This window comes from Rhizobium sp. P44RR-XXIV (genome assembly GCF_001999485.2).
In the GTDB taxonomy this organism is placed as follows: Bacteria; Pseudomonadota; Alphaproteobacteria; order Rhizobiales; family Rhizobiaceae; genus Rhizobium.
This window is the reverse complement of record NZ_MPVZ02000029.1, coordinates 61,784-86,758: the sequence shown is the minus strand read 5'-3', so window position 1 is coordinate 86,758 and position 24,975 is coordinate 61,784. Positions and strand designations below refer to the sequence as shown.

Here is a 24,975-nt window from a genome sequence, read left to right as displayed (position 1 = left end):
CCCTTTCAGAACGTCGGGCATGTTTTCGATAATGCGAATATTGTCCATAAAAATGGTAGATTAAAAGAAATAGCGATCTCTGAACGCACCGAAAACGAGAAATCTCTTTCCCGCGTCGCGGCGTTTGAAATCAGCCGCCCTTCCGTTCACCAGGCCCAAAATGCAGATGAAACCAATCGCAACAGGTCATTTCCTGTGGGAAAGCTGCAAACTTCATCCGTCCAACACATGATGCCGGTGCACATGTGGCAGTAGTCCCCACGCATCCCGACCCCGATAGTGGATCGGGTTTACCCGGCGTAGCCTTACGCATCCGGGTATCGCAAAAGCGAATGGAGACAGTCCATTGGGTTCGCCCGTGGCAGCCTTCCAGAACAGCAACATCAGGACCTGGAGGTCTTAAATGAAGAAGCATATCGCTGCCGCCTTATTCGCCGCAGCACTCTATACCTTTGCCGGCGCCGCACATGCCGATTGCGGCTCGGTATCGATCGCCGAAATGAACTGGGCGTCGGCGGGCGTCGCGGCAAATGTCGACAAGATCATCCTCCAGGAAGGTTATGGCTGCTCGGTAGAACTCGTCACCGGCGATACCTTGCCGACCTTCACCTCGATGAACGAGAAGGGACAGCCCGACATCGCTCCCGAGCTTTGGATCAATGCAGTCCGCACGCCTCTGGATCAGGCCGTCTCCGAAGGGCGTTTGGTCATCGCCGCCGGCATTCTCTCCGAAGGCGGCCAGGACGGCTGGTGGATTCCGAAATTCCTCGCCGACGCACATCCCGATATCAAGACCGTTCAACAGGCCCTGGAACATCCCGAACTCTTCCCCGCGTCGGACGACCCGAAAAAGGGCGTCATCTACAATTGCCCGCCCGGCTGGCAGTGCCAGGCATCGCTCGGCAATCTCTTCAAGGCACTCGATGGAGAGAAGAAGGGCTTCGAAATCGTCGAGACCGGCTCCGCCGCGGCCCTTGACGGCACGATCGCCAACGCATTCGAGAGAAAGACCGGCTGGCTTGGCTACTATTGGTCGCCGACATCAATCCTCGGCAAGTACCCGATGGTTCGCCTCTCCTTCGGCGTACCCCACGACAAGGCCGAATGGGATGCCTGCACATCCGTCATCGACTGCGCCAATCCGAAGGTCAACTCCTATCCCGTCTCGGAAGTCTACACCGTCGTCACCAAGAAATTCGCCGAAAAGGCCGGGGTTGCGATGGACTATCTGAAGAAGCGGAAATGGGCCAACGACACGGTGAACAGCCTCCTTGCCTGGCAAACGGACAACCAGGGCACCAACGAAGACGCGGCCAAATATTTCCTGAAGACCCACGAAGACATCTGGACGACATGGGTGAGCCCAGAAATTGCCGCCAAGGTAAAGGCTTCCCTTTAAAAACCTCGAACATTGGCGACGCGATGAACGATCGCGTCGTCAGCCCCCGCGCCGTGCCTGCGCACGCCCCAATCCCCTCTCGAATGGTGTGATGAAAAAACTTGCTCCAGGGGGTGGGCAGAAAAATAAAGCACGCTATGTAACGCATATAAGTGGAGAGAAATATTAAGTCGGCGGAGGAGACAGCCCGGCACAAAGGAAGAGGTTTGCGATGCCCAATTCAGTTTTGAATGCCCTAGGCCAGCCACTCTACTATAGCGACACCTCGACGGGGTTCTTCTCCGCGACCGGTTCAGGCCCGACGCTCTACGGCACCAGCGGCAATGACTCCATGTGGGGCGACAGCTCCGTCAACGTGACCATGGTGGGCGGCACCGGCGACGATATCTACTACCTCTATTCGAGCCTCAATCACGCCTACGAAGCCCCCAATGCAGGTGTCGACACCATCAACACCTGGATGGACTATACCCTCCCAGAAAACTTCGAAAACCTGACAGTGACCGGCAACAACCGCCATGCCTATGGCAACGATGCCGATAACATCATCACCGGCGGCAGCGGCAGCCAGACCATCGACGGCGGCGCCGGCAACGATGTGTTGACGGGCGGCGGCGGGGCCGATACCTTCATCATCTCCAAGGGCAATGGCAGCGATCTCATCACCGACTTCAGCGATGATGACAAGGTGCGCCTCAACCAGTATGGCCTGACGTCCTTTGATCAAGTCATCAGCCATTCCAGCCAGGAAGGTGCGAATGTCCGTCTTGATCTCGGCAATGGTGAAAGCCTGGTTCTCGCCAACAAGACCGTTGCCGACCTGCACGAGGATCAATTCCAGCTCGGGCTGGACAGGTCTTCGCTGACGCAAACCTTTTCGGACGATTTCAACTCGCTCTCCCTGCATGAGGGAACACAGGGCACCTGGGATGCGAAGTATTCCTGGGCGCCCGACAAGGGCAGCAGCCTGAACGACGAGCTGCAATGGTACATTAACCCGTCCTACGCGCCGACCGCATCGGCAAACCCGTTTTCCATATCTTCCGACGGTATCCTGACCATCACGGCGAAACCGACGCCCGACGCATTGAAGACAATCGTCGAGGGCCATGACTATACATCCGGCATTCTGACGACCTATTCCTCCTTCTCCCAGACCTATGGCTATTTCGAAATGCGGGCGGAGATGCCGCATGACCAGGGCGTCTGGCCGGCCTTCTGGCTGCTGCCGGAGGACGGCTCCTGGCCGCCGGAACTCGATGTCGTGGAAATGCGCGGCCAGAATCCGAACACCGTCAACGTGACTGCCCATTCGAACGCCACCGGCGAACACACGATGACGTCCATTCCAGTCGAAGTGCCAAGCACGGACGGCTTCCACAATTACGGCGTGCTCTGGGAGAAAGATCAGATCACCTGGTATTTCGACGACGTCGCCGTCGCCCATGCCGCAACGCCCGCCGACATGCACAGCCCAATGTACATGATTGTCGATCTCGCCGTCGGCGGTGTGGCAGGCACGCCGTCAAATGGGCTTCCAAACGGGTCGGAAATGAAGATCGACTACATCAAAGCCTATTCGCTGGACGACCACGCGTCAGAACTCGCCTCCTCGGCTCAAACAGCCCATACATCGGACTGGCACATCTAAGGTCCGGCCGTCAGATCCAGAATTAGGGTGCCTCGCAGAGGCACCCTAATCCTCCTTGAATGCCCGCCGGATCTGATCGGTCATCGGCTTCGTCAGATAGGCCAGAACGCTTCTCTGGCCTGTTTGCATGAAGGCTTCTGCCGGCATGCCGGGCAGCGGCGTCAGTTCCCCCAACCGATCCCACTCCTGCTTCGGCATCCTCGCCCGCACGATGTAGTAGCTCTGGCCTGAACGCTGATCCGTCGCCAGATCGGCAGAGACTGTTTCCACACGCCCGTTCAGCTCTGGCGTGATCCGCTGATTGAAGGCCGGAAATCGAAGCGAGACCGGCTGCCCGACAGAAATCTGATCGATATCCTGGGGTGAAAGTTTCAGCTCGGCCACGAGCGCATCCTTGTCGGGGACGATCTGCATGACCGCTTCGGCGGGTGAAATCACGGCTCCTTCGGCGTGGATGCTTAATTGATCCACGACACCCGCTTGCGGCGCCCTGATGTCCACCCGCTTCAAATCATCTTCCGCAGCAACCAGACGTTCCGAATATTGTCCCGTATCACTCTCCGCCTGTCGCAGCTGATCGGAAACCTGCGAACTCTGATCGGCATCGATCTGGAGGATCTGCAGCTCGGTTTCCGCGATCTTGCCACGGGTCTGGGCGATCGACGAGACGACATTGCCGAGGTCGCCGTTCAGCGAAGCACTCTCCCTTTGCAACGAATAGACCTTGGTCGCCGAAATGATACCCTGGCTGAGCAGCCCTTCAAGGCTGCCAAGCTCCTTGCCGATCAGCGCGATCTCGCTGCGCTTGCCCTGCTCCTGTGCCAGAAGACCCTCGATCTCCTGCTGCAGTTGCTGAATTCGCTCGCGCAGCTGCGATTTCTGGCCGTTGCGTGAAGTCTGCCGATCCTGAAAGAGGCGGCGCTCGCCGGCCAGAATGGCCTCGACGTCTTCGTTACTGGCGGCACCAAGCAGATCGGCTGGAAAGGCGATGTCATCCTTGCCGTCACGCTCGGCGACCAGACGCGCGGTGCGGGCGGAGAGTTCATTGAGGCGCTTGCGAATGATCGCAAGATTGGCCTTGGTCTGCGTGTCGTCGAGCCGCACCAGCACCTGACCTGCGTCGACATGGTCGCCATTCTTCACGAAGATCGTCTTTGCGATGCCGCCCTTGAGGTGCTTCACCGACTTTACATAGCTGTCGACAACCAGGCTGCCGGAGGCAATCACCGCACCGGAAATCTTCGTCGCGGCGGCAAGGCCGCCCATCACGCCGAACAGCAGCAATATTGCCGCCACGATGAGAAGGGACAGGCGGCGTATGGCGCGTTCGGTTGAGGGCGAAGGCCTGTCGTTCATCGTGCTTCTCCCCCGGCGATCGCGAGTGCCGCTGACCCCGCATGCTTGGGCGGCAACCCAAGGATCTCCTTCTTCGGACCGAATGCCTGCACTTGGCCGCCGGCAACGATCATCACCGTATCGGCAGCAGCAAGTGCGCTCGGCCTGTGGGCAATGACGATGGCGATGCCGCCGCGCTCCCTCACGCCAGTCAGCGCCGCGCTCAGGCACGCCTCTCCTTCCGCATCGAGGTTGGAATTGGGCTCGTCCAGCACCACCAGGAACGGATCGCCATAAAGTGCGCGCGCCAATGCGATGCGCTGCCTCTGGCCGGCCGAAAGCCGCGAGCCGCTTTCACCGATCACCGTATCGAATCCTTCGGGGAGCTTGACGATCATGTCGTAGACGCCAGCAGCCCTGGCGGCCGTTATGATTGGTTCGGGCGCCATATCCCTGGCGAAGCGGGAAATATTATCCGCGATCGACCCTTCGAGCAGACCGACATCCTGCGGCAGATAGCCGATATGCCGGCCGAGTTCATCCGAATCCCATTGCGACAGCGCTGCCTTGTCGAGCCTGACGCTGCCGATCGCAACCGGCCAAAGGCCGGTGATCGCGCGTGCCAGTGACGATTTTCCCGATGCACTCGGGCCGATGACGCCCAGCACCGTTCCCGCCGATATCTTGAACGACACATTGCGCAGGATGAGATCGCGGCCACCGGGAGATGCCACACTGATGTTCTCGACGCTGAGCTCCTGCATTGGTGCCGGCAGCGTGAGCACGTGCTGCTCGACGGGTGCGACATCGATGAGTTTCGCAAGCCGCGCCCAGCCCTGACGCGCCGCAATGAAACCCTTCCATTGCCCGATTGCAAGCTCGACGGGCGCCAGCGCCCGCGTCACCAGGATTGAGCTGGCGATGATGATGCCGCCCGTCGCTTCCTGACGGATGACGAGGATTGCGCCGACCGCCAGCACTGCGGATTGAAGCATCATGCGCGCGATCTTTGCCGTAATCGTCAGCGCGCCGACGATGGAGCCCGCGGCCGCCTGATGCTTCAGATAGTCATCATTCATGGCGACCCATTTCTCGGTCAGCCGGCCGGCAAAACCCATCGAGATCGCCGCCTCCCAGTTTCGCCGAGCAGCCTGGGCAAAACCAAGGCGCTGCGCTGAGGATTTGGCCGCCTCGAGCGCCGGCCGCCGCGACAATATTTCCGCGAGCAGGGTAATGCCGACCAGTAAAACGGCGCCAGACAGGGCGGTGACGCCGATCCACACATGGAAAAGCGAGCAGAGGATCAGATAGAACGGCACCCAGGGCAGATCGAAGAGCGCAGTCGCGCCGCTGCCGGATAAAAACGTGCGGATCTGCTCGAGATCGCGGACAGACTGCAGCCCGTCATCCGATGTCTGTTTCTGGGTCGGCAGAAACAGAAGCGAGCGGAAAACCTTTCTGTTCAAGCGCTCGTCCAGAGACATGCCGATGCGCGCAAGCAGCATGGTGCGCAGCAGCTCCAGTGCCCCCTGGAAAAGGAAGAGGGTCGCCACGATGATGACGAGCCCCGACAGCGTCGGCAGGCTGTGGCTCGGAATGACCCGGTCGTAAACCTGCAGCATGAAGAAGGAGCCGGTCAGTGCCAGCACATTGATGGCGGCGCTTGCGAGCGCAATGCTGAAGAAGGCCTTGCGCAGCGACGACAGCATCAGCGAGACGAATGTCTGCGGCGGTTCTTTCGGGACGGCAAGCATCTCGCTTCGTTCCTCAATATTGGCCGTCGCATGCGGCAGGGGTTTGCGTGACGTTCGTCAGCATCGCCTCCCGCTCGACGCCTGGAACCTGCAAGACGATCGGTGGTGCTTTCTCCACCGTTTCCGTCCTGCACCTAACCTTCGGCGATCCCACGCAATTTAGGAAGTCGAAATCTGCCCCGATTTCAGTAGAGGTGAACCCAATCTTAGCATCGAGCCCCTCGTCCATTTACGGCACAGTTGTGCCATGAGATGGAGCAGCAGGATTGGCCGGCAAGATCTGCCGGTCTTCACATTGCGATTGGCGGGCGGTTTTTCATATCCGCCCGCCATATCGACGCTTATTCGAACTTCTCTGTCGTATCGGCCTTGCCCTTCACCCAATAGCCGGATGCCTTGATCCAGCTCAGCGGATAGCCGCGCTCTTCGACGAGATAGGCGCGCAGCGCGCGCGTCACCGAGGCCTCGGCGGCAATCCAGACGAAGGTGCCGGGCGCCAGCTCGATTGACCGGAGAACGGCCAGCAGCGCCGAGGCATCGGTCGCTTGCGACAAAGGCCGATGCGCCCAATGGGTTTTCAGTTGGGCATCGGTCTGAAAGACCTGATGTTCGGCGCCATCCGCAACCGCGACGATCGCCGTGACGTGTGCATCGCCACCCGTCTCCTCGATGCGGCGGCCGATTGCCGGCAAAGCCGTCTCGTCGCCGATGAGCAGCCAGTTCTTGATGTCGCTGGAAATGACTGCGGACCCGCGGGGACCGCCGATCTCGAGCTTGTCGCCAAGACGAGCGTCGAGCGCCCATTGGGTAACCGGCCCGGCTTCATGAATGGCAAAATCGATGATGAGCGTGCGAGCGTTATTATCGTAGCGCCGAGGCGTGTAGTCGCGCCGTTCCATCTCCTCGCCCGCGCCGGCGACGAAGATCTTGATGTGATCGTCAGGCGCCAGGCTGACAAAATCGGCAAGGTCTTCGCCGGCAAGCTCGATGCGCAGCATGCCCGGCGTGATGTTCTCAATATTGGAAATGGTCAGGGAGCGCCGCTTCAACTCATGACGCACTCGCTCGATCTTCGGAGCCGAGCTATTCGGATTTGATGTTTGGGGGTTATCCATCTGTACCCTTTCGAGGCTCTCGAACCTCGATCTGCAGGACACAGCCGCGCAGATCGAAGCCGCAAAGCCGTCCGATCATACGCGTTGAGTGACGTTAACGCTTACGTGGCCGGACATAACCAGGCCAATTGGGGCCTTCTATAGAAGAAGAATTCTCATCTCGCAACAAAAGATGATAATTTGAGACAAGATTTTATTACGGCGAGCTGATCTAACGGCCTGATCATTTCATGGACAGGCCGGCACGGCTCTTTCGAACCGTGCCAACCGCATTGACTACTGAAGAGCCTTTTCCATCACCCGTACCAGACGCTCGGCAAAAGCGCGCGGATCGGCCGGCTTGTCGCCATCGAGCACACGCGCCTGGTCGAGGAGCAGGAATGCCGCATCGTCGCGCAGCGACGGTGCATCGATCTTGGCGGCGATCGCCTTGACGACAGGGTGATCCATGTTGACTTCCAGGATCGGCTTGGCACCAGACTGCAAGCGGCCGGCGCCCTGCAGGATTTTTTCGAGCTGGCGGTCGTAACCCTGCTCGGAAGCGACGAGGCAGACGGCGCTTTCGATCAGGCGATCGGATGCGCGCACATCGGACACCTCGTCGGCAAGCTTTTCCTTGGCGAAATCGATGAAGGCCTGCACTTCGGCAGGAGCGCTCGTGCTTTCCGCCTTGTCCTCCTCCAGCTTCTTGAACTGCGCGAGATCGGCGGAACCCTGGGTGATCGACTTGAAGCTCTTGCCCTCAAATTCAGGCGCATTCATCACCCAGAAGCTGTCGACGGAATCCGACAGCAGCAGCACTTCGATGCCACGGGCGCGGAACCCTTCGAGCTGCGGCGAAGCTTTCAGCTGTTCCAGGCTGCCGCCAACAAGATAATAGACCGCCTCTTGACCTTCCTTGCCATCCTTGACGTAATCGGCAAGCGAACGATAGCCCTCGCCGGAGGCCGTCGTACGGAAGCGTGACAGCGCCAGCAATTGCGAGCGCCGCTCGAAGTCCTCGTGGATGCCTTCCTTGATCAGGCTGCCAAAGTTTTCCCAGAGCTTCAGGAAAGCATCCTGGTCGCTTTCGGCCAGCTTCTCGATCGCCGTGATGATGCGGTTGGTGACGCCCTTGCGGATTGCCGACAGGATCGCGCTTTCCTGGATCATCTCGCGCGAAACGTTGAGCGGCAGGTCATTCGTATCGACAAGGCCGCGCACGAAACGCAGATAGCGCGGCAGCAATTCCGCCTCGTCGGTAATGAAGACCCGCTTCACATAAAGCTTCATGCGGCCCTTGCGATCCGGATCGAAGAGATCGAACGGCTGCGAGCCGGGCACGAAGGCAAGCGCCGAATATTCGTGGCGGCCTTCGGCGCGGAAATGTACTGTCAGGGCCGGCTCGTCATATTGGCCGGACATGCCGCGGTAGAAATCGGTATATTCTTCGCTGGTGATGTCATTCTTCGACTTGGTCCAGAGTGCCGTGCCGTCGGTCAGCTGCGTGGCTTCGTCACCCGGCTTTTCGGCGATCTTGATCGGCACCGGCACATGGCCGGATTGCTCCTTGACGATGCGCTCGACGCTCCAGCGCGATGCATAGTTCTTGGCGTCATCCATCAAATGCAGCGTGATGCGCGTACCACGGGCGGGCGCCTCGGCCGCATCGATCGGTGCGACGCTGTAGCCGCCCTTGCCGTCCGACGACCAGATCCAGGCTTCCTCGGCGCCGGCGCGACGGGAGACGACATCGACCCGGTCGGCAACCATGAAGCAGGAATAGAAGCCGACACCGAACTGGCCGATGAGCTGGGCGCCCTCGCCCTGCTTCTGGGCCTCGATGCGTTCCATGAAGGCGCGCGTGCCCGAGCGGGCGATCGTACCGAGCGCTTCGATCATTTCCTCGCGGCTCATCCCGATGCCGTTATCCTCGACGATGAGCTTGTTGGCATCGGCGTCGAGCGTCAACAGGATGCGGCTTTCGGGGTCCTTGGCCAGCAGCGCCGGTGCGGCGATCGCTTCATAGCGCAGCTTCTCGCAGGCATCGGCCGCATTCGAGATCAGCTCGCGCAGGAAGACGTCCTTATCCGAATAAACCGAGTGAACCATCATGTGCAGAAGGCGGGCAACGTCAGCCTCAAAGACGTGGCTCTCGGCGGTATGTTCTGCGGTGGTGGCTGTCATATGCGTCTAGTCTCCTGGGAATAACAAATGTCGCGCCGAACAGGTGGCGGAAGACGAGGCAAATTTCAAGCGGACGTTGTTGCCTCATTGCATGATGGCGGGAGATTTCCGTCGCATCAGGTCCAGTTTTTCAGCCGCGACATCAGTTCATCCGCACAGCCTGCGACCCTTAAACAAGCCATCTTGCCATCCAAAGTCGGGAACTATAAAGCCCGCAATCGCCGGATTGCCAGCGGCACAGCTCTGCTATAATAACTTGAGTTTAATCTGAAGGATTATCACGCGGAGCAACATCGGAAGCTGCAAATGACGTTTCAGCCCAGAATGCAAAACAAGATCGGCGGCTTTTCCGTCATTGGTGGCGTTCATCGCCGCCAATGGAACGGCATCGTCGCCGATATATGGAACGTCAATTGCGCGGCGCAGGCCGGTGGGTACTACGTTGCGCAAGACCCTCGGCTGTTCATCCTGCTCGATCAACGCGGCTCCGGAGCGACAAACGTCCGGCTATCGCCACGCGCACAGGCCCGCCCGCAAGATTATGATCACGGCAAGATCTCCTACATCCCTGGCGGCATGGAGCTCTGGGCCGATCTCACCGGCATCGAATTCGTGCGCCATCTCGACATCCATTTCGACGCCGCGATCATCGGCCAAAGGCTGATGGAAGACATCGATCCCGCACGGATCGATCATCCGCGCCTGCACTTCACCGATCCGCGCCTGATCGCGCTCGCCGAGCTGATCGCCGCCGAATGCGAGAACCCCGAGCCGCTCCACGATCTCTATGGCGATGGCCTGACGCTCTCGCTGCTGATCGATGTGCTGCAATTGCACGCGCCGCAGCCGCGTCGGCGCAGCGCGCTCGCCGCCTGGCAGCTCCGCCGCGCCGTCGATTACATCGAGGAGAATTGCGTTCGCAACATTCGGCTCGAAGAACTGGCCTCGCTCACCGGCCTGTCGCAATCGCACTTCAGCCACGCCTTCAAGGCGTCGACCGGCCTGCCGCCGCATCAATGGCAGACGCAGGCGAGGATCGAGCGGGCCAAGCACCTGTTGTTGAAGAGCGAGATGCCGCTGACGACGGTTGCCGTCGAAACCGGCTTTGCCGATCAGGCGCATTTCACCCGCGTTTTCCGCAAGAATGTCGGCGCGGCTCCGGCCAACTGGAAACGCAGCATGCTTGCCTGAAAACCACAGTTCGCGAGCAATTGCATGCACCGCGGAGAATTGCCCAAAAACGTACAATTTTCCCAGTAACGGACAAGCGCCGCCGTTAAATATGAGTTAACTACTCATCTTATTGAGGGATCGGCCGCCCTGGTCGAGCAGGCGTAAAATCGGGACAGATGACGGAAATGCTGGGATTGAAGCAAGACGTATCACGGGCGTGGATATTGGCGACGGGCGTAGCCATTACCGCATTGCTGGCGGGTTCGCAGGTAGCGGCACAGGAAAAGGCCACGGAATTGCAGCCGCTGGTCATTCAAGGCGGCGGCGGCTCGCAGCAGAAGGGTGAAGATAGCGGCACTGCTCCGGTCAAGGGCTACGTCGCCAAGAAAACGACCTCCGGTTCGAAATCCGACACGCCGATCACCGAAGTCCCGCAATCCGTCTCCGTCATCGGCCAGCAGGAAATGCAGGATCGCGGCATTACCAACAAGGTCGATGAAGCACTGCGCTATACGCCGGGCGTCACTACGCAGCCTTTCGGCAATGACGGCGATACCGACTGGTTCTATATTCGCGGCTTCGACGCGACGCAGAGCGGCGTCTTCATGAATGGCCTGACGCTCTACAGCTACGGCTTCGGCGGCTTCCAGATCGATCCTTACATGCTCGAGCGCGTCGAGGTCCTGAAGGGGCCTGCCTCCGTGCTTTATGGTGGTGCCAATCCGGGCGGCCTCGTCAACATGGTCCGCAAGGAGCCGACGGACACGCCGCAATATTCCACCGAGATCGGCATCAACAATCTCGGCAACGCTTTCGTCGGCTTCGATTTCTCCGACAAGCTCTCGGCCGATGGCGTCTTTCGCTACCGCCTGACCGGCAAGATCGCCGGCGGCGATACCTATAGCGACGGCACGCACGACCTGCGTGGCTTCATCATGCCGCAGGTGACAATCTCTCCCGACGAATCCACCAAGCTCACCGTTTTCGGCATGCTGAGCGGCCTCGATGAGATCCACAGCGGCAACGGCTTCTTCCCCTATGTCGGCACCGTGGTCGACGCACCTTTCGGCAAGATCAAGCGCGATGCCTTCTATGGCGAACGCAGCATCGACAACCTGAAATACGCCCAGCAGATGCTCGGCTACGAGTTCTCGCATGACTTCGACGGCGGCTGGACCGTGTCGCAGAATGCGCGCTACGGCCACCTCTACAAGCGCGAGGAAGGCCCGTATCTGAACGGCTACGTAGATGGCAATCCGCTCAGCCCAGGCTATAACGACCCGAATTACATGCTGAACCGCATCGGCTTCTTCGAGCGCTCAAAGGTGGACACCTTCTCGGTCGATACCCGCGCGGAGAACAAGTTCGATACCGGCCCGATCAGCCATGACTTCCTGATCGGCACCGATTACTCGATCTACCGCCTCGATCAGATCCAGTCCTGCTGCGGCTCCAATCCGATCAGTGCCACCAACCCGGTCTATGGCACGCCGCAGGGAACCAACTTCGTCTACCTCAATCAGGTCATGACGCAGCAGCAGCTCGGCATCTATACCCAGGACCAGATGCGCTTCGGCGACGGCTGGCTGGTAACGCTCAACGGCCGTTACGACTTCGTTGATACCAATTCCGACTCCAAGGTCGGCACAAGCTACAAGTCGAACGAAAATGCGCCGAGCGGCCGTGCAGGCCTTGCCTACGAGTTCTCCAACGGCATCACGCCCTATATCAGCGCCGGCACCTTCTTCAATCCGCTGATCGGCACCAGCGTCACCGGCGGCGGCCTGACACCTGAAAAGGGCGAGCAATACGAAGCCGGCGTCAAGTACCAGCCTGACTTTATCGACGGCCTGTTCACCGCCTCCATCTTCCAGATCGACCGCAAGAACATGGCGCTCACCGATCCGACGACCTTCCTGCAGCGCCAGATCGGCGAGGTCCGTTCGCGCGGCGTCGAATTCGAAGGCAAGGTCAATCTCGACGACAACTGGAAGGTGCTGGGCTCCTATTCCTATACGGATCTGGAAGTCATCAAGGATCTGAATACCGCCATCATCGGGAATTCACCCTACCTCGTGCCGAACTCCACCGCCTCACTCTGGCTCGACTACGCCTTCACCAGTGAAGCGCTTGATGGTCTCAGCATTGGCGCCGGCGTACGCTACCAGGGCAAATCCTGGGCGGACCAGGCCAACACGCTGCGCGTACCTTCCGCAACGCTCTTCGACGCTGGCATCCGCTACGAGAAGAAGGGCTGGGGCGCTTCGCTCAACGTCGCCAACCTGTTCGACAAGGACTATGTCTCGGGCTGCGCGGGGGAGAATGTCTGCGGCTATGGCGAAGCACGCACGGTCACCTTCAAGCTCACCAAGAAGTGGTAAGTTGAGATTAAAAGTATACTTTTGTTCTCGATCATGGCAAAGAGCCTGGGATTGCCGAATGGCAATCCCCTTACCCGTTTGAAACCGAAGGCGTCGTGATGAAGACGGCTGGACAGCTACAGCGAATTTTCCCCGTCGATATGGACGTGCTTTCCGGCCTGCCGCGTTGCGAAACCATCAGCTATCTTCCATGACTGCGCGACGCGAACATACCCTATCACGCCGGCAATTCCTGGCTACGGCTGCGGCCGGCGCGGTTGCCGGTTTTGCGCCGGCGCAGGCAGCAACGAGCCCGCGCGTCGCAACGCTCGATTGGGCGATCCTCGAAACCCTGTTCGCCATTAATGCCAACGTCGTCGCCGGGACCGAGCTTCTGCAGTTCAGGGACGTCGCGGTCACGCCTCAGGTACCTCCCGGCGTCGCCGATCTTGGCCTGCGCGGCACCCCGAATTTCGAAGTCCTCTACGCCACCAAGCCCGACCTGATCTTCAACTCCAATTTTTACGCCTGGGCCGATGATCGCATGCGCCTGATTGCGCCGGTCGAAAGCTATGCCGTCTATAAGCCGGGCAGCAGCCCCTACCAGCTCTCCGAGCAGATGACGCTTGGGCTGGGCGACCGGCTTGGACTGGCCGCCGGCCTTGCACTGGTCGATACAATGCGAGCAAAGCTCGAAACCTATCGCGACCGGTTCAGCAAAGGCGACCGTCGGCCGATCCTGCTGATCAACCTCGGTGATGCCAGGCACTTCCGCGTCTTCGGCTCCGACAGCATGTTCGGCGAAGTTCTCACCCGCACCGGCCTCACCAATGCCTGGCCTGACCTCACCAGCTATTCGGCCACCGCCCCGGTCGGGATCGAGCGTCTGGCCGCCATGCCGGAAGCATGGATCGTGCTGATCCCGCCGCATCCGGCGGATGCTTTTGCCGAGTTGCAGCAAAGCGCCTTCTGGAAGGCGCTACCATCGGTCCAGGCCGGTCGCGTCCTTCTGCTCGGCTCGATCAACCCTTACGGCGCTCTGTCGGCAGCCGGACGTTTTGCTGATCTCCTTGCAGGAGGGCTCTCCCATGCATGGAACGGTTGAGCGGCCAGGCATCGTCAGACGCAGACCGCTGGGCCTAAACAGCCTCGTCCTTGGCCTTGCCTGCATCCTCGCCTTCACTCTGCTGGTCGCCCTGCGTCCACAGCTCACTCCGGATTTGACCGGTGCCGCGGTTCTCAATCGCATCCTGCTTGTCGACAGCCTGTTGCCGCGCTCGGCCATCGCGCTCATCGCGGGCGCGGCTCTCGGCCTTTCCGGCGCACTGCTGCAGAGGGTTCTGCGTAACCCCATCGCCGACGCATCGACACTCGGGATCGCCGCCGGCGCGCAACTGGCGATGACAATCACCATCGGCTTTTTCCCGCTTCTGGTCGGCTTGCCACGCGAGATCGCGGCGTTTGCCGGCGGACTAGCGGCTGTCCTGATCGTGCTGGCGCTGAGCTGGCGCCGTGGTCTTGATCCGGTGACAGTAGCGCTTTGCGGCATGATGGTGACATTGGTCGCCTCGGCACTCAGCGTGACCATCATTCTTGCGCGCGGCGAATATGCCATGTCGATCTTCATCTGGGGTGCCGGCGCCCTGAACCAGCAAAGCTGGGATGGCATCATCACACTTGCCCCGCGCCTCGCCATAGGCTTCATCGCCGCTGCCGTGCTGATCCGTCCGCTTGCTATCATGAGCCTAGACGACACCAGCGCGAAGAGCCTCGGGCTCGGCCTCCACAGCACGCGCTTCGCCATTCTGGCGCTTGCAGTCTGGCTCTCGGCCTCGGTGACGGCTGAGGTCGGGATCATCGGCTTTCTCGGGCTTGCCGCACCACATCTCGCCCGGTTTTGCGGCGCACGCCGCACGGGGCAGTTGCTGATCGCCGCACCGCTTGCCGGGGCCGGCCTGCTGTTCCTCACGGATTGCGCAGTGCAATTGCTCTCGCCCGGCTTTTCCGATCTTGCGCCGACCGGTGCGGCAACGGCGCTCCTCGGCGGCCCGCTGCTGTTGCTGCTTTTGCCACGGCTGCGTTCCGTCAGCGCACCTCACGCCCAAAGCACGCCACGCGTAAGGCAAAATCTAGCCAAGCCGCATCAAACGCTGGCTCTCCTCGCCATCGCTTTCATTGCCCTGATCCTGTGGGCGCTGTCGGTCGGTCGCGGCATGGATGGCTGGCATGTGGCAATTGGCAACCAATTCTCGGAGCTTCTGCCGTTCCGCCTGCCAAGGACCGTAGTCGCCGGTGCCGCCGGCGCGATGCTCGCGGCCGCCGGCTTCATCATGCAGCGTCTTACGGGCAATCCGCTCGCCAGCCCCGAAGTGCTCGGCGTCAGCGCCGGCGGCGGCGCGGGGCTGACGGTGGCCCTGTTCCTGTTCGCCTTCCCCTCGCCCGCGATCATGATCACGGCCATGACGCTCGGCGCACTCGTTGCCTTCCTGGTGATGCTGACGATCAGCGCGCGTGGCGGCTTCGGGCCGGAACGGCTGCTGCTGTCGGGAATTGCGATCGGCGCGCTATCGATGGCAATCGTTACCGTCGTTCTCGCCCTTGGCGACCTGCGCGGCTATCTGTTGCTGACCTGGCTGTCGGGCTCCACCAATCGCGCCGGGTCTTTTGAAGCCTGGACAGGGGTCGTTTCGGCCGCCATCCTCATTCTGCTGCTGCCACTATTGCGGCGATGGTTCGACATTCTGCCGATGGGCGGCGGGGTCTCCCGCTCGGTCGGCCTATCGGTTGCGATAAGCCGGTTCGTTCTGGCGGTGCTGGCCGCCCTCTTGACCGCCATTCCCTCTTATCTCGTCGGTCCCCTGAGCCTGACGGGACTGATCGCGCCGCATCTCGCCCGTCTGATCGGGTTTCGCAGCACCCTCCATCAGCTGATCGCCAGCGTAGTGCTCGGTGCGATGCTACTGACCATCGCCGACTGGTTGTCGCGAATGGTGATTTTTCCCTACGAGGTGCCGGTTGGCCTTTTTGCGGCCCTGATCGGCGGCCCGTATCTCATCTGGTTCCTGACCCGCAAGGAGACAAAGCAATGATGCATGCAAGGGACTTCACAGCGTCCGGCGTCGCCACACTACATCAGGATGCCGGGCAGTTGCTGGAGCAGTTCTGCGGGCGTTTTGCCGAGCACGTCAAAGTCACACGGAGCCCATCCGGCGCCCGCATGGAGACCGTCATCGGCAGCGCCGACATCGCCATTTCCGACAACCGCCTCGACATCAAATTGCGTTGCCCGACGGCTGCAATGCTTTTCACCGTGCGCAGCATGGTGGCCGAGAACCTTTTTGAGCTGTCGGCCGGCAATACGCTCGATCTCACCTGGGCCGATGGGCCGCAACCATCAGTCATTCCGAACCTTCGCGAGATTACCGTCGTCAACGCCTATAACGTTACCCCGCATATGCGCCGTGTCGTGGTCGCGACCGATGACGTCAAGCATTTCTCCGAGGGTGGCATGCATGCCCGCCTTCTCATTCCGCCGAAGGGCCGCGAGCCGGTCTGGCCGCACACGGAGCCGGACGGCCGCATCCATTGGCCCAAGGGCGATGACGCGCTGACCATTCGTGCCTATACGATCCGCAGCATCGATCTTGTTCGCGGCCAGATGAACATCGATTTCGTTGTCCATGAAGGCGATGACGTCCCCGGCGCAACATGGGCGTTGAAGGCCCAGCCCGGCGACCGCGCGGCTCTTATCGGCCCCGGCGGCGGCGGCGTTCCTGCGGCGCGCAAGCTCATTCTGGCCGGCGACGAAACGGCCCTGCCCGCCATCGCCCGCATCGCAGCCGCTGTGCCCGCCGAGACCGATCTGCGTATTTTCCTGGAGGTCGCCGACAGGCTTGAGGAGCAGCCTTTGACCTCCAGTGCGCCGATGAACATCACCTGGCTTCACCGCAACGGTGCCGATGCGGGAACGACGGATACGCTCGAGCGCATCCTGAAAGACAGCGTGCCATCAGCCGATCCCGAAACCTTCGTCTGGGCTGCCTGCGAGCAGCAGCAAGCCCGCACCATCCGCTCCTTCATGAAAGGCGAGATGGCCAGAGATGCCGGCACCTTCAGCATTGCCGCCTATTGGCAGCGCTGAAGGATGGATGCTCTCGAACAGTCATATCGCATAATATTTAGGCAAATTCTTTTCCGCCTAATATTTTAGCGCATGACTTGCCCGTTTTGCTGCATTGCGTCATAAAGGCGCAATGAGCCGTCTCGATCTGACCATTCTTGTGATCGATGAGAACGCCATCCGCGCCTCGATCATCGAAGAGGGCCTGCGGGAGGCTGGGCACGAGCGCGTGACCGTCATCCATGAAGTCCATGGCGTGGCACGCACCATCGATACGCTGCGACCGGACGTCATCATCATCGATCTCGAAAACCCCAACCGCGACATGATGGAGCATCTTTTCCAGCTGACGCGGACTGTGGGGCGCCCGATCGCCATGTTCGTCGACCGCTCCGACACGGCCTCGATCGAGGCGGCGGTCGATGCCGGTGTCTCCGCCTATATCGTTGATGGCCTCAGAAAAGAGCGAGTGAAGCCGATCCTCGACATGGCTGTCAGCCGCTTCAACGCCTTCAGCCGGCTGCAGCGCGAGCTCGCGGATGCCAAGTCGGCCCTTGAGGAGCGCAAAGTCGTCGAGCGTGCCAAGGGCATTTTGATGAAGATGCGCGGGCTGTCGGAAGAACAAGCCTTCGCCCTGCTGCGGCAAACGGCCATGAACGAAAAGAAGAAGATGTCCGACATCGCACAAAGCGTGGTGACCGCAGCGGGGTTACTGATGTGACCGACCGTCGCCCCATCTCGTCCGCTACCCCTAAAGGGGAGACATCGGAGTGAACATGAGAGCGCAAGCAGGCAATTCCACTGGGGATCGCGTGGCAGGCGGTAGCAAACTGGCCGCACCTTTGCGTACCAATGGCGAAGGCCCGCGCACGCTGCGCGCCGGCTTTATTCCGCTGGTCGACGCATCCGTACTGATCGCCGCGGCGGAATTCGGCTTTGCGCGCAAGGAAGGCATCACGCTCGATCTCGTCAAGGATGTGTCCTGGGCGAATGTCCGTGACCGTCTCGCCTTCCGGCAATTCGACATCGCCCATATGCTCTCGCCGATGCCGGTCGCCGCGATGTTGGGGCTGGGGTCGAACCCGTCGCCGACGATTACACCGTTCTCGCTCGGCTGCGGCGGTAGCGCCATCACCCTGTCGACACGGTTGTTCGACCGCATGAGCAACGAGGCCGGCCTTTCCGACCACGCAAGTGCGTTGGAGAATTCAAACGCCTTGGCCAAGGTCGTGGGAGCGATGAAGGAGCGTGGCGAGCAGCCGCCGACGCTCGGCATGACCTATCCGTTCTCGTCGCATAATTACGAATTCCGCTATTGGCTGGCAGCTGGCGGCATCGATCCGGATCGGGACGTGAAGCTCGTCGTCGTGCCGCCGCCACTGACGTCAGACGCGCTAGCGGCAGGTGCCATCGACGGCTTCTGCGTCGGCGCACCATGGAACATGGTCGCATCCGAGCGTGGCGTCGGCCGCATCGTCGCCGCCAAGCAGGATATCTGGCCTTCCGGACCGGAAAAGGTGATCGGCATGCGTCCAGAATGGGCCGAAAGCCACCCCGAGACCGTGTCACGCCTGATCGTGGCACTGGATGCCGCCGCACGCTGGTGCGATCATGCGGAAAACCATACCGCCCTTGCCGAGGCGCTGGCCGATCAGCGCTATATCGCCGCCCCCGTCGAGATCATCCGCCATGTGCTGGCGGGGGAATTCAACCTCGATGCCAAGGGTCACCGCCGCGTGATCGATCGATATTTCAGCTTCCATGGCGGCTTTGCCAATTATCCGCGCCCGAGCCAGGCTCTTTGGATTCTCAGCCAGATGGTGCGCTGGGGCCAGACCGCTCTCTCCGAGCAGAATATGAAGATGGCAGCCTCCGCCTACCGCTCCGATCTCTATCGGCTGGCGCTAGGAAACGAGGCATCGCCTGATGATGCCGATATACGCATCGAAGGTGACAAGGACGGCGATCGATTCATGGACGGCCACGTCTTCGACCCAGCAGATATGGCAGGTTATGTTGCCGGCTTCGCAGTCAAGGCGAAGACCGCCGGGCCAGCTTCCAGCGACGAAATCTGACGCCTCAATACGCTGCGTTGCACAAAATCGACGCAACCCGCAAAGCCCGGCGTCGCCTATTCGCTCAAAATATTTGCAACCGCGCTGACTGCCCACGCAATGCGCAGCCGCATGAAACTGCAAAATAACAAAGACATTACAATGCCGTAGCCTCCACATCAAAAAACTGGCACACGGTTTGCTTGGTTAAATTCGCTTCGGTCAATGGCGATCGAAGCACGCAATGCGCGGAAAACGCGCTCGCAAAGACATTGACGTCGCAAGGTTCTTGCCCCGGGGACTCTCTTCCTGTTCCGGGCCGCATCGACCGAGCGGCGTTTTTTTATGTCCGAATTTCACCCGTCACGAGCAAAACAAGGGGAACTGCAAGTGAAGAAGATCCTGTCCGGTGGCGTTACCCGCCGAAACCTTTTGAAGACGTCCGCTACCGCAGCCCTGATCAGCGCTGTGAGGGCGGCCTTCCCCTCCGGCGCCTTTGCAGCGAGCGCCGGCCCGGAAGTATCGGGGGTAAAGCTCGGCTACATCGCTCTGACGGACGCAGCCCCGCTGGTCATAGCCAAGGAAAAGGGTCTGTTCGAAAAGCATGGCCTTGCCGACGTCGATGTCGCCAAGCAGGCATCCTGGGGCGCAACTCGCGACAATCTCGTGCTCGGCGGCGCCGCCAATGGCATCGATGGCGCGCATATCCTCTCGCCTCTCCCCTACCTGATGCATACCGGCAAGGTGACCCAGAACAACCAGCCGGTGCCGATGGCGATCCTGGCTCGCCTCAACTACGACAGCCAGGGCATTTCGGTTGCCAAGGAATATGCCGACACCGGTGTCGAGCTGGATGCCTCCAAGCTGAAGGCTGCCTTCGACGCCAAGCGCGCGGCCGGCAAGGAAATCAAGGCAGCGATGACCTTCCCGGGCGGCACGCACGACCTCTGGATCCGCTACTGGCTCGCCGCCGGCGGCATCGACCCTGACAAGGACGTATCCACAATCGTCGTGCCGCCGCCGCAGATGGTGGCGAACATGAAGGTCGGCAACATGGATGTCTTCTGTGTCGGCGAGCCCTGGAACGAGCAGCTCGTCAATCAGGGCATCGGTTTTACGGCCTGTACGACCGGTGAGATCTGGAAAGGCCATCCGGAAAAGGCGCTGGGCATGCGTGCCGACTGGATCGAGAAGAACCCCAATGCCGCCAAGGCACTGCTGATGGCCGTCATGGAAGCCCAGCAATGGTGCGACAGCATGGACAACAAGGAGGAAATGGCGACCATCCTCGGCAAGCGCCAATGGTTTAACGTGCCGCCCAAGGATGTGCTCGGCCGCCTGAAGGGCGATATCAATTACGGCAGCGGCCATATCGCCAAGGGCACCGATCTCTACATGAAATTCTGGAAGGGCGGCGTTTCCTATCCCTATCAGAGCCATGACGCATGGTTCATCACCGAGAACATGCGCTGGGGCAAATTCGCTCCCAACACGGACGTCAAGACCCTGGTCGGGCAGGTAAACCGTCAGGATATCTGGCGCGATGCCGCCAAGGATCTCGGCGTCGCCGCATCGGACATTCCCGCCTCGACTTCGCGCGGCAAGGAAACATTCTTCGACGGCAAGGTCTTCGACCCGGGAAACCCTTCCGCCTACCTCGAAAGCCTCTCGATCAAGGTGGCGTCGTGATGTCTGCACTCGCTCGCAAACAGACACCCAATCCGGCAGCACCAACTGTGCCCAAGAGCCAGGTTGTCACCCTCTCGGCCCGCCCTGCCCGCCGCATCGACATCCGTCAGATCGCTTTCGCGATCCTGCGGGCCGTGGTGCCGCCGCTGGTGGTTCTCACGATCATGCTCGGCGTCTGGCAATTGCTCTGTGAGCAGCCGGGCGCCAGCCTGCCGCCGCCCTCAGTGGTCTGGCAGGAGAGTTACGACCTCATCGTCAATCCGTTCTTCAACAACGGGCCGCAAGATATCGGGCTTGCCTGGCGTGTGCTCGTCTCGCTGCAGCGCGTCGCCTATGGTTTCGGCCTTGCCGCTGTCACCGGCGTGCTGATCGGCGCACTCATTGGGCAATCCATCTGGGCGATGCGCGGGCTTGATCCGATCTTCCAGGTGCTGCGCACCGTGCCGCCACTCGCCTGGCTGCCGCTGTCGCTTGCCGCCTTCCAGAATTCCAACCCGTCGGCGATCTTCGTGATCTTCATCACCTCGATCTGGCCCGTGATCATCAACACGGCGGTTGGCGTACGTAACATTCCGCAGGATTATCGCAATGTCGCAAGAGTACTGCGGCTGAACCAGATCGAATTCTTCTTCCGCATCATGGTGCCTGCCGCCGCGCCTTACATCTTCACCGGCCTGCGCATCGGCGCTGGGCTGTCGTGGCTTGCCATCGTCGCCGCCGAAATGCTGACCGGCGGTGTCGGTATCGGCTTCTTCATCTGGGACGCGTGGAACTCCTCGCGCCTGCCCGACATCATCGTGGCTCTCGCCTATATCGGCGTCACCGGCTTTGTCCTCGACCGACTGGTCGCTGGGCTTGGCGCCATCGTCACTCGCGGCATGACCAGCAATTGAGGAGAACAGGATGAGCGCTTATCTGAAGCTCGATCATATCGACAAGCATTTCGATCGTGGCGGCCAGCGGGCCGAGGTGCTGAAAGGCATCGAACTCACCATCGACAAGGGCGAATTCGTCTCGATCATCGGCCATTCCGGCTGTGGCAAATCCACCCTGCTCAATCTCATCGCCGGCCTCACTCGGGTCTCCGCCGGTGCAGTGCTTCTGGAAAACCGCGAGGTCAATGAGCCAGGCCCCGAGCGCGCCGTGGTCTTCCAGAACCATAGCCTGCTGCCATGGCTCACCGTCTACGAGAACGTCAATCTCGCCGTCTCGAAAGTGTTTCGTGGCAAGAAGACGAAGGCCGAGCGACATGAATGGGTGATGCGCAATCTCGATCTCGTGCAGATGGCCCATGCCAAGGACAAGCGCCCCTCGGAAATCTCCGGCGGCATGAAGCAGCGCGTCGGCATCGCTCGCGCGCTTGCCATGGAGCCGAAGATCCTGCTGCTCGACGAGCCCTTCGGCGCGCTCGACGCGCTCACTCGCGCCCATCTGCAGGATGCCGTCATGGAAATCCATGCCCGCCTCGGCAGCACGATGGTCATGATCACCCATGATGTCGACGAGGCCGTGCTGCTCTCCGACCGCATCGTGATGATGACCAACGGTCCTGCCGCTCATATCGGCGACGTCCTTGAGGTACCGATGCCCCGGCCGCGAAGTCGCCTCGAGCTCGCCTCCGACCGAACGTACCTCAAATGCCGCGAAGCCGTGCTGAAGTTCCTCTACGAACGCCACCGCTTCGTCGAAGCCGCGGAGTGATCTCCATGACCCAGAAACTCGTCATCATCGGCAATGGCATGGCGCCCGGTCGCATGCTGGAGCACCTTCTCGAAAAGGCGCCCGACCTCTATCAGGTCACGATCTTCAATGCCGAGCCGCGCGTCAACTACGACCGCATCATGCTCTCGCCGGTACTGTCGGGCGAAAAGAGCTATGAGGAAATCGTCATTCATGGCGACGGCTGGTACATCAAGAACAACATCACCCTCTACAAGGGCCACAAGATCGTCGCCATCGATCGCGCCGCCAAGACCGTAACCTCGGATCACGGCGTCACCGAGAGCTACGACAAGCTGGTCATCGCCACCGGCTCCGTTCCCTTCATCATCCCCGTTCCCGGAGCAAACTTACCTGGCGTCCTGAGTTATCGCGATCTGGATGATGTCAATGCCATGTTGCTTGCGGCGCAATCGCGCGCCAAGGCGGTGGTCATCGGTGGTGGCCTGCTCGGCCTCGAGGCGGCGGCGGGCCTCAACCTGCGCGGCATGGATGTCACCGTGCTGCACGTCAATGCGACCCTTCTCGAGCGTCAGCTCGACCCCGCCGCCGGCTATCTCCTGCAGAAGGCGATCGAGGAGCGCGGCATCAAGGTCATCACCAAGGCCAATACCAAAGCCATCGTCGGGAACGGCAAGGTCGAGGGTCTGGAACTCTCCGACGGTACGATCATACCAGCAACGCTGGTGGTCATGGCTGTCGGTATCCGCCCAAGCGCCGGGCTTGCGAAGGAAGCCGGCCTTGCTGTCAACCGAGGCATCGTCGTCGATGCCGGTATGGGCACTTCTGACGGCGATATCCTTGCGCTGGGCGAATGCGCCGAAGTCGGCGGGCAGGTCTATGGCCTTGTCGCGCCGCTTTACGAGATGGCGCGCGTTGCAGCCGCGCGGCTTGCCGCCGATACCTCCGCCAGCTTCGTGCATTCGGATACGCCAACCAAGTTGAAGGTCACGGGCATCGACCTGTTTTCGCTCGGCGACTTCGCCGATGGCGACGACCGCGAAGAGATCGTCCTGCGCGATGCGGCAGCCGGCGTCTACAAGCGACTGATACTCAAGGACAACCGCATCATCGGCACCGTACTCTACGGAGAAACGGCGGATGGCGCCTGGTTCAACGACCTGAAGAAGAAGGCGACCGACATCTCCGAGATGCGCGAGACGCTGATCTTCGGGCAGGCCTATCAGGGAGGGTCGCCGCTGGACCCTATGGCGGCCGTTGCAGCCTTGCCGGATGACGCGGAAATCTGCGGCTGCAACGGCGTCTGCAAGGGCAAGATCACCTCGACCATATCGGCCAAGGGCCTGACCTCGCTCGATGACGTCAGAGCCCATACCAAGGCCTCCGCATCCTGCGGCTCGTGCACCGGTCTCGTCGAGCAACTGATGTCGATTACGCTTGGCGATGCCTATAATCCAAAGGCTGTGCAGCCGATGTGCACCTGCACCGAGCTTGGCCATGACGACGTGCGCCGCCTGATCAAGGCCAAGAAGCTGAAGACCATACCGGCCGTGATGCAGGAGCTGGAATGGAAGACATCCTGCGGCTGCGCCAAGTGCCGGCCGGCACTGAACTATTATCTCGTCTGCGATTGGCCGGACGAGTATGCCGACGACTACCAGTCGCGCTTCATCAACGAACGCGTCCACGCCAACATCCAGAAAGACGGCACCTATTCGGTCGTGCCGCGCATGTGGGGTGGCGTCACCAATTCCGGCGAGCTGCGCGCCATCGCCGATGTCGTCGACAAGTTCGAGATCCCGATGGTGAAGGTGACCGGCGGCCAGCGCATCGATCTGCTCGGCATTCATAAGGAGGACCTGCCGGCCGTCTGGGCCGACCTCGGCAAGGCCGGCTTCATCTCCGGCCAGGCCTATGCCAAGGGCCTGCGTACGGTGAAGACCTGCGTCGGTTCCGACTGGTGCCGTTTCGGCACGCAGGATTCCACCGGCCTCGGCATCCGCATCGAGAAATTCATGTGGGGCTCCTGGACACCGGCAAAGCTCAAGCTGGCGGTATCAGGGTGTCCGAGAAACTGCGCCGAGGCAACCTGCAAGGACATCGGCGTCATCTGCGTCGACAGCGGCTTCGAGATCCATTTTGCCGGCGCCGCCGGCCTCGACATCAAGGGCACGGAAGTGCTCGGCCTCGTCAAGACGGAAGACGAGGCACTGGAGCATATCGTGGCGTTGACGCAGATGTACCGCGAACAGGGCCGCTATCTCGAACGCATCTATAAATGGGCCAAGCGCATCGGCCTTGACGAGATCCGTCGCCAGATCATGACTGACCAGGAAAAGCGCGAAGCCTATTACCAGCGCTTCGTCTTCAGCCAGAAATTTGCGCAGGTCGACCCCTGGTCCGAGCGCGTCTCAGGCAAGGACAAGCACGAATTCCGGCCGATGGCGACGGTCGGCTTCCATCAGGCGGCCGAGTGAGG

The 24,975-nt window shown here is 60.7% G+C and carries 17 protein-coding genes; 13 read left to right on the top strand and 4 right to left on the bottom strand.

What is annotated here, in order from left to right:
- Window positions 1-403: 403 nt before the first annotated feature.
- Window positions 404-1,399 (top strand): ABC transporter substrate-binding protein, encoded by a 996-nt coding sequence (locus BSK43_RS26495; RefSeq protein WP_077467768.1) that lies wholly within the window; start codon window positions 404-406, stop codon window positions 1,397-1,399.
- Between the two features lie 211 nt (window positions 1,400-1,610).
- Window positions 1,611-3,050, top strand: a complete 1,440-nt coding sequence (locus BSK43_RS26490) for a family 16 glycosylhydrolase (RefSeq protein WP_077467767.1) — start codon at window positions 1,611-1,613, stop codon at window positions 3,048-3,050.
- A gap of 45 nt (window positions 3,051-3,095) precedes the next feature.
- On the opposite strand, the gene BSK43_RS26485 is transcribed toward BSK43_RS26490, so the two are convergent.
- The 4 genes from BSK43_RS26485 to htpG form a co-directional block, all read right to left on the bottom strand.
- On the bottom strand, window positions 3,096-4,406 hold the full coding sequence (locus BSK43_RS26485; RefSeq protein WP_077467766.1) for an HlyD family type I secretion periplasmic adaptor subunit: 1,311 nt from the start codon (window positions 4,404-4,406) through the stop codon (window positions 3,096-3,098).
- Window positions 4,403-6,139, bottom strand: coding sequence for a type I secretion system permease/ATPase (locus BSK43_RS26480; RefSeq protein ID WP_077467765.1), 1,737 nt, complete (start codon window positions 6,137-6,139; stop codon window positions 4,403-4,405). Before BSK43_RS26480 ends, BSK43_RS26485 begins: the two co-directional genes overlap by 4 nt.
- Before the next feature lie 341 nt (window positions 6,140-6,480).
- Window positions 6,481-7,254, bottom strand: coding sequence for a siderophore-interacting protein (locus BSK43_RS26475; RefSeq protein ID WP_077467763.1), 774 nt, complete (start codon window positions 7,252-7,254; stop codon window positions 6,481-6,483).
- A gap of 276 nt (window positions 7,255-7,530) precedes the next feature.
- Window positions 7,531-9,420, bottom strand: a complete 1,890-nt coding sequence (gene htpG / locus BSK43_RS26470) for a molecular chaperone HtpG (RefSeq protein ID WP_077467762.1) — start codon at window positions 9,418-9,420, stop codon at window positions 7,531-7,533.
- A 306-nt stretch (window positions 9,421-9,726) separates the two neighbouring features.
- On the opposite strand from htpG, the gene BSK43_RS26465 reads away from it, so the two are divergent.
- The 11 genes from BSK43_RS26465 (at window position 9,727) to nirB (ending at window position 24,973) form a co-directional block, all read left to right on the top strand.
- Window positions 9,727-10,611, top strand: coding sequence for an AraC family transcriptional regulator (locus BSK43_RS26465; RefSeq protein ID WP_077467761.1), 885 nt, complete (start codon window positions 9,727-9,729; stop codon window positions 10,609-10,611).
- Between the two features lie 167 nt (window positions 10,612-10,778).
- A complete protein-coding gene (locus tag BSK43_RS26460; RefSeq protein ID WP_077468256.1) occupies window positions 10,779-12,974 on the top strand; it encodes a TonB-dependent siderophore receptor in 2,196 nt (731 codons plus the stop codon).
- Between the two features lie 190 nt (window positions 12,975-13,164).
- Window positions 13,165-14,058, top strand: coding sequence for an ABC transporter substrate-binding protein (locus BSK43_RS26455; protein WP_077467760.1), 894 nt, complete (start codon window positions 13,165-13,167; stop codon window positions 14,056-14,058).
- On the top strand, window positions 14,042-16,042 hold the full coding sequence (fhuB, locus tag BSK43_RS26450; protein ID WP_077467759.1) for a Fe(3+)-hydroxamate ABC transporter permease FhuB: 2,001 nt from the start codon (window positions 14,042-14,044) through the stop codon (window positions 16,040-16,042). Before BSK43_RS26455 ends, fhuB begins: the two co-directional genes overlap by 17 nt.
- Window positions 16,039-17,094, top strand: a complete 1,056-nt coding sequence (locus BSK43_RS26445; protein WP_077467758.1) for a siderophore-interacting protein — start codon at window positions 16,039-16,041, stop codon at window positions 17,092-17,094. Before fhuB ends, BSK43_RS26445 begins: the two co-directional genes overlap by 4 nt.
- 112 nt (window positions 17,095-17,206) lie before the next feature.
- A complete protein-coding gene (locus BSK43_RS26440; RefSeq protein ID WP_077467757.1) occupies window positions 17,207-17,794 on the top strand; it encodes an ANTAR domain-containing response regulator in 588 nt (195 codons plus the stop codon).
- Window positions 17,795-17,849: 55 nt separating this feature from the next.
- A complete protein-coding gene (locus BSK43_RS26435) occupies window positions 17,850-19,148 on the top strand; it encodes a CmpA/NrtA family ABC transporter substrate-binding protein (RefSeq protein ID WP_077467756.1) in 1,299 nt (432 codons plus the stop codon).
- A gap of 369 nt (window positions 19,149-19,517) precedes the next feature.
- A complete protein-coding gene (locus tag BSK43_RS26430; RefSeq protein ID WP_077467755.1) occupies window positions 19,518-20,816 on the top strand; it encodes a CmpA/NrtA family ABC transporter substrate-binding protein in 1,299 nt (432 codons plus the stop codon).
- Window positions 20,816-21,709 (top strand): nitrate ABC transporter permease, encoded by an 894-nt coding sequence (gene ntrB / locus BSK43_RS26425; RefSeq protein ID WP_077467754.1) that lies wholly within the window; start codon window positions 20,816-20,818, stop codon window positions 21,707-21,709. The genes BSK43_RS26430 and ntrB overlap by 1 nt, the downstream gene beginning before the upstream one ends.
- A gap of 10 nt (window positions 21,710-21,719) precedes the next feature.
- Entirely contained in the window at window positions 21,720-22,517 is a 798-nt protein-coding gene (locus BSK43_RS26420; RefSeq protein ID WP_077467753.1) for an ABC transporter ATP-binding protein, read from the top strand.
- A gap of 5 nt (window positions 22,518-22,522) precedes the next feature.
- Window positions 22,523-24,973 (top strand): nitrite reductase large subunit NirB, encoded by a 2,451-nt coding sequence (nirB, locus tag BSK43_RS26415; protein WP_077467752.1) that lies wholly within the window; start codon window positions 22,523-22,525, stop codon window positions 24,971-24,973.
- Window positions 24,974-24,975 lie beyond the last annotated feature (2 nt).

Excerpts from the sequence above, each read along its gene's own strand:
- BSK43_RS26495 (WP_077467768.1), top strand. The coding sequence starts at position 404 with ATGAAGAAGCATATCGCTGCCGCCTTATTCGCCGCAGCACTCTATACC.
- BSK43_RS26490 (WP_077467767.1), top strand. The coding sequence starts at position 1,611 with ATGCCCAATTCAGTTTTGAATGCCCTAGGCCAGCCACTCTACTATAGC.
- BSK43_RS26485 (WP_077467766.1), bottom strand. The coding sequence starts at position 4,406 with ATGAACGACAGGCCTTCGCCCTCAACCGAACGCGCCATACGCCGCCTG.
- BSK43_RS26480 (WP_077467765.1), bottom strand. The coding sequence starts at position 6,139 with ATGCTTGCCGTCCCGAAAGAACCGCCGCAGACATTCGTCTCGCTGATG.
- BSK43_RS26475 (WP_077467763.1), bottom strand. The coding sequence starts at position 7,254 with ATGGATAACCCCCAAACATCAAATCCGAATAGCTCGGCTCCGAAGATC.
- htpG (WP_077467762.1), bottom strand. The coding sequence starts at position 9,420 with ATGACAGCCACCACCGCAGAACATACCGCCGAGAGCCACGTCTTTGAG.
- BSK43_RS26465 (WP_077467761.1), top strand. The coding sequence starts at position 9,727 with ATGACGTTTCAGCCCAGAATGCAAAACAAGATCGGCGGCTTTTCCGTC.
- BSK43_RS26460 (WP_077468256.1), top strand. The coding sequence starts at position 10,779 with ATGCTGGGATTGAAGCAAGACGTATCACGGGCGTGGATATTGGCGACG.
- BSK43_RS26455 (WP_077467760.1), top strand. The coding sequence starts at position 13,165 with ATGACTGCGCGACGCGAACATACCCTATCACGCCGGCAATTCCTGGCT.
- fhuB (WP_077467759.1), top strand. The coding sequence starts at position 14,042 with ATGCATGGAACGGTTGAGCGGCCAGGCATCGTCAGACGCAGACCGCTG.
- BSK43_RS26445 (WP_077467758.1), top strand. The coding sequence starts at position 16,039 with ATGATGCATGCAAGGGACTTCACAGCGTCCGGCGTCGCCACACTACAT.
- BSK43_RS26440 (WP_077467757.1), top strand. The coding sequence starts at position 17,207 with ATGAGCCGTCTCGATCTGACCATTCTTGTGATCGATGAGAACGCCATC.
- BSK43_RS26435 (WP_077467756.1), top strand. The coding sequence starts at position 17,850 with ATGAGAGCGCAAGCAGGCAATTCCACTGGGGATCGCGTGGCAGGCGGT.
- ntrB (WP_077467754.1), top strand. The coding sequence starts at position 20,816 with ATGTCTGCACTCGCTCGCAAACAGACACCCAATCCGGCAGCACCAACT.
- BSK43_RS26420 (WP_077467753.1), top strand. The coding sequence starts at position 21,720 with ATGAGCGCTTATCTGAAGCTCGATCATATCGACAAGCATTTCGATCGT.
- nirB (WP_077467752.1), top strand. The coding sequence starts at position 22,523 with ATGACCCAGAAACTCGTCATCATCGGCAATGGCATGGCGCCCGGTCGC.